The following is a 4,379-nucleotide window of genomic DNA, read 5'->3' on the forward strand; positions in this document are numbered from 1 at the left end:
GATTTATATATTCTAGTTGATGCGGAGCTCGCCAGAGAATGTACGCGAGCTTTTCGATCGAGGGTTATTGGTGACAGCGCTGATCCCGGATGGTACAAAAAACCTTCAATCACCGCACCGATGCGGAATTTATTTTTGTTCTAGTTCGTCTAGGAGCGATCGACCTGAGGATCTTGCTGATTGATTTGCCCGAGGATAGCCCGGGCCCACATATTTTTCTACCAGCATTAATAATTCGCTTTCGCCAAAAGGTTTGGTGTAGAAGTCTGTAGCTCCGGCCATGCGGGCTTTCACGCGGTCGATAAATCCATCGATCCCTGTCAACATGACGATCGGCGTTTGCCGGAAAGCGCTAGAATTTCGCAGCATAGCGCAAACTTCGTAGCCGTCGAGTTCCGGCATGGCGATGTCGCACAGAATTAAATCGGGTTTGAGTTGAAAAACCAAACTCAGGGCTTGCAGGGGATTGCCGATGGCATTGGCTTCGTAACCGTGTTCGTTTAAAATTGATTCGACTGTTTTGCGAATAATATTGTCATCGTCAATACAGACAACTTTTTTGACCTTGGTTTCTGGAGACGACCATTCTTTTGGGTGGTTTGCTAGCCCAACAGATGGCTCGTAAAATACTTGCACCAATCCCTGCTGGACAAAGGGATAAATTGCCTTAGCCACAGTCAACACGTCTCGGTTGAGGTAGCGCGCCATCTGGCGGATCGAGGTGTGGCCGTCGGCCCAGCGTCTGAGAGTATTAAAGGTATTGACAGGCAGCGCCAGTTGCAGCTCGGCCGGGTCTGAAATGACCGGGCATTGGTTGGGCGACTGAATGTGAGGGTGAAACTGCTTCCACTGCTGCACTTGTTTGACAATCTTCGCTAGCAGGGAGCTAATTTCTAAGCTGGTGAGTTGGGGGGCCAATGCTGACCCCATTTCAAAAGTGAAGGAACCCTGATGGAGGCTGAGCAAGTCAAACAGGGTTTCGTGGATCATGCTGTGGATGATGTTGCGCCCTTGAGCTGGGGTGAGAATGTGGTTTTCTAGCAGGGCCCACAGGTAGCCGTATTCTGGGGCATTGGTAGATGCCATATAGGGAACTTGGATTTTGTCTAGGGCTGTGTCTGCTTTGTAGCGGCGCAGGTAGTCGCGCAAGCGAAACAGACTGCCCGCACTCTGGGTAGCATAAATAATCTGACCGTTGAAGCAGAAGACATACCAGGATTGTCCTGCAAGGGAGCGCTGGGTAGGTTGAGTACCCGTGCTGCTGCCGGTAGAACTGTAGGTCTCTACGAACAGTTCTCCGGTTCGCTGACCTAACTCAATCAATTGCAGGATGCTGCGGATGTCAATTTCACTCAAATTTCCCTGCATTGCAACTAAAGTATCCTCTTTAAAACCGTTGGCGTCTGAGCTCGGAAAGACTGTGTGCTGGCCCAAAGATTAGACTTGAGTTGCCGCGATCGTTCACGCGCTGATGCTGACGATCGTACAGTTGGGAATTGACGAAAGGGATCGCGGCAAGCGCCACGCGAGTTGGCAGCGCTACGAGTCCATAACCTGAAACCGCGAAACTCGCGAGATTCTCCCACTGTAGAGTTTCACCTTCTATGCCAACTGTTGCCTAAACTCGCAAAAGCCACATCGCACAATTGTACGGGCTTGGGGAGCGTACAACGCTGGCATTCCCGACTGGTTCAAGTCTGGGAGCGTCAGAGTTTTGATGTTTACCCTGCGCTGTTGGTCTTTTTGGTTGAGTTCTGTTTTAAACCCTAAAATTGTGTGCGGTCAAACATGAACATTTGTTAGCAATTGTCAGGAAAATCCTCACTGTCGATCGATCTTTTTGCTCGCCCGCGGCTCAGTCACAGGCTCGCGTCATTCCCCTATTCTATGACAGCGCGGCTCAAATCCGTAGTCCGCCGGCTTTGGAAGATCGCTTTGGGTCAGCAGGAGGAGACCGCGATCGCTCGGCAACTAAAGCCTGGTAGAATCAATAGAGAGTTTTTGACTGACACCGCCCAAAAATCGGTACAGTGCCGCGTACTCCTGTCGTGGCGAGCCACAAATTTTAGAAGAAACTCCAACCTCCCAGATTCGTCTGTCGAGTGGATCTCAAATCTCAAATCTCAACTCTCACATTTTCAATGCCCCAATTTACCGATCGAAAATAATGGGATACAAGTTGCTGACTATCTCCAGTGGCGAGCCTCAAATTTTAAAATCGAGTTCCTGCTCCGAGATTGAATGCTGCAAGTAAGCTGTACTGCATCTAGATTGTTGGTGGCGATTGAGCAGGAGAGAGTCCAAGATGTTGAAGGGGAGAAAATTTGAGGATTTTGGGATTTTTGCAATGCAAATACAGTGTTTATTTGCACAACAGCTTAAATCTCTCATTATCCAATTCTTTAATCTAAAATCGAATGACTGACCTTTTTCGGTTTTGGGCTGTGAGAATCCCCGCAGTTTTGCTAGTCTTGAATCAAGGGGCATTGATACTGCTCTCCCTTTCGTCCACAAAGCGGGCGGTGGCAGTGCTTTTTGGATGCACAGCAGGGAGTATAGTGGTGTGGGCGAGCGATCGAGAGAGTTGGCAAAGGATGCTATCCCCGAATTGGGAAAACGACACTAAAGACGACTTATATTTTCGGTCTTTAAGTAGCTTAAAGTAAGTTTGGATAGGTTTTACGAAGCAGAGGACTATTAGTGTGCTGTATCTAGCAGAAGTACAAAAACAGAGAAGCGGCTTTGGTCTCGGTGGCGGTAAGGCTGAACTGAAACTGCTAGCTTGTCAGCGGGGCGAACACAATTGGAGCGCAGTACCGGGCGATGACGCGATTCCAGTTGAGGAAGCTAATAAGTTTAACGACGGCACCCTGGTGCTGGTGGAGTTGAGCGCTAGCAAGCAAGTCCAGCGGATTCAGGAGGCGGCCCGCCAGTTGGTTAGCATTCTGCAAAATTTTTCGCGCTTGCAGGACAAGTTTAAGGATAAGGAAGAGGAAATTGAACAGTGGAAGGCTTCTCTGACGTTTTCGAGTCAGGAGCTCAATCGCCGGGAAATGGAAATGCAAGCCCGCGAAGAGCAGTTGGCTCAAATGGAGGAGGAGTTGGAGCGGCTGGAGGCTCAGCGCTCGGAAATTGAAAATACTCGCGATGAAGCTAACCGACTGCGGGATGAGGTCGCCAGCAGCCGGCTGGAAATGGAGACGGCTTGGGAACAGTTGCGGGGCGAACAGCAGCAGGTGGCGACTCAGCAGTCTCAGATGCCGCAGGGGGCGGTGGTTGACGAGCAGCAGGCTTTGAGGATTCAGGAGTTGATGAACAAGCTGGGAGGGGCAATTTCTGCGGCTCAAGGCGTTCGGGAACAACTGAATCAGTCTTTTGGTGCTGTGGGGGCTCAGCAGGCAATTTTGGATTTGCACTGGCAGCAGTTGGAGCAAAAACGGGCAAATGCTCAGCAGCAGCAGGCCGAGGTGGACACACAACTTCAGAGTCTCCAAAACCGCTGGCTGGAGTGGTATCAATCTCAAGATGCTTTGGCACAAGTTCGGGCGGATCTTCAAGGGCAGCAAAGTACCCTCAGCGCTAAGCAGGAGCAGGCTCAGTCGATGTCTTTGCAGGTGCGGGCTGTTGAGGATATGTACCAGCAATTTTCTAAGCTGGCGTCTGCTGCGGGTGCTGGGGGTACTGAGCAGACAGTAGATGTGTCTGCTCTGGAGCAGATGCCGGTTGAGGAGTTGCAGGGGCTGGTGCAAAACCTGCAACAGGATTTGGAAAAGGTGTTCCGGTTTGTTAACGATCAGGAGGAGGAGTTGACTCTCCAGCGGGAGACTATTGAGGAGCTGCAAGCGAAAATTCAAGCGGCTTCGGAGTACGATCGCATGGCTTTGGAAAATGAAATGGCTGACGAACTCGAAAGCTATCAAATGTTGAATGAAACTCTGGTGGGACAGCGCCTCCGCTTGCAGGAACGGGAAGATTTTTTAAAGCAGCATCAGGGGGTGCTGTGGCGCCGCTTGGGTACTGCTAATGCTCCAAAACAAGATCCCGGAGATATTGATTGGGAACCGCTCGCGGCACAGATCAATTCTGTGCGCCAGCAGCAAAGCCAAGAATTGCAAAGGCTGGAAAATGAAATTCAGCAGGTGCAGCAGGCGATATCTCAAATTGAGGAAAATGTCAACCGCCAAAATGTGGAAAGTGAGTCGAAACGTTACGAACTCAAGCAGTTAGAACAGAATTTGTTCAACCAGAAAGGTGCGGTGGCGGAACTCTGGGGCCGGGTGAATGTTTATCAAGAAATGTTGCAACCGGTGCAGGACAATTTGAGCGGGCTGCGCCTCAAGCTGGAAGCGGTGGGGGGGGAACTCGATCGCGTGCAGCAG

4 protein-coding genes are annotated in these 4,379 nt (G+C 50.6%); 3 read left to right on the top strand and 1 reads right to left on the bottom strand.

The features are described from left to right. Positions 1 to 129 precede the first annotated feature (129 nt). Positions 130 to 1,368, bottom strand: a complete 1,239-nt coding sequence (locus IQ270_RS28545; protein WP_193976498.1) for a response regulator — start codon at positions 1,366 to 1,368, stop codon at positions 130 to 132. Positions 1,369 to 1,772: 404 nt separating this feature from the next. On the opposite strand from IQ270_RS28545, the gene IQ270_RS28550 reads away from it, so the two are divergent. From IQ270_RS28550 to hmpF, 3 genes are all read left to right on the top strand, one after another. After that, positions 1,773 to 1,985 (top strand): hypothetical protein, encoded by a 213-nt coding sequence (locus IQ270_RS28550; RefSeq protein ID WP_193976495.1) that lies wholly within the window; start codon positions 1,773 to 1,775, stop codon positions 1,983 to 1,985. A 432-nt stretch (positions 1,986 to 2,417) separates the two neighbouring features. Next, on the top strand, positions 2,418 to 2,666 hold the full coding sequence (locus IQ270_RS28555) for a hypothetical protein (RefSeq protein WP_193976496.1): 249 nt from the start codon (positions 2,418 to 2,420) through the stop codon (positions 2,664 to 2,666). A gap of 36 nt (positions 2,667 to 2,702) precedes the next feature. After that, positions 2,703 to 4,379, top strand: a 1,677-nt coding sequence (gene hmpF, locus IQ270_RS28560) for a pilus motility taxis protein HmpF (protein WP_193976497.1), incomplete at its 3' end; no start/stop codon positions are given.

Origin of the sequence: Microcoleus sp. LEGE 07076 (assembly GCF_015207455.1) — a bacterium.
Taxonomy (GTDB): domain Bacteria; phylum Cyanobacteriota; class Cyanobacteriia; order Cyanobacteriales; family Microcoleaceae; genus Microcoleus.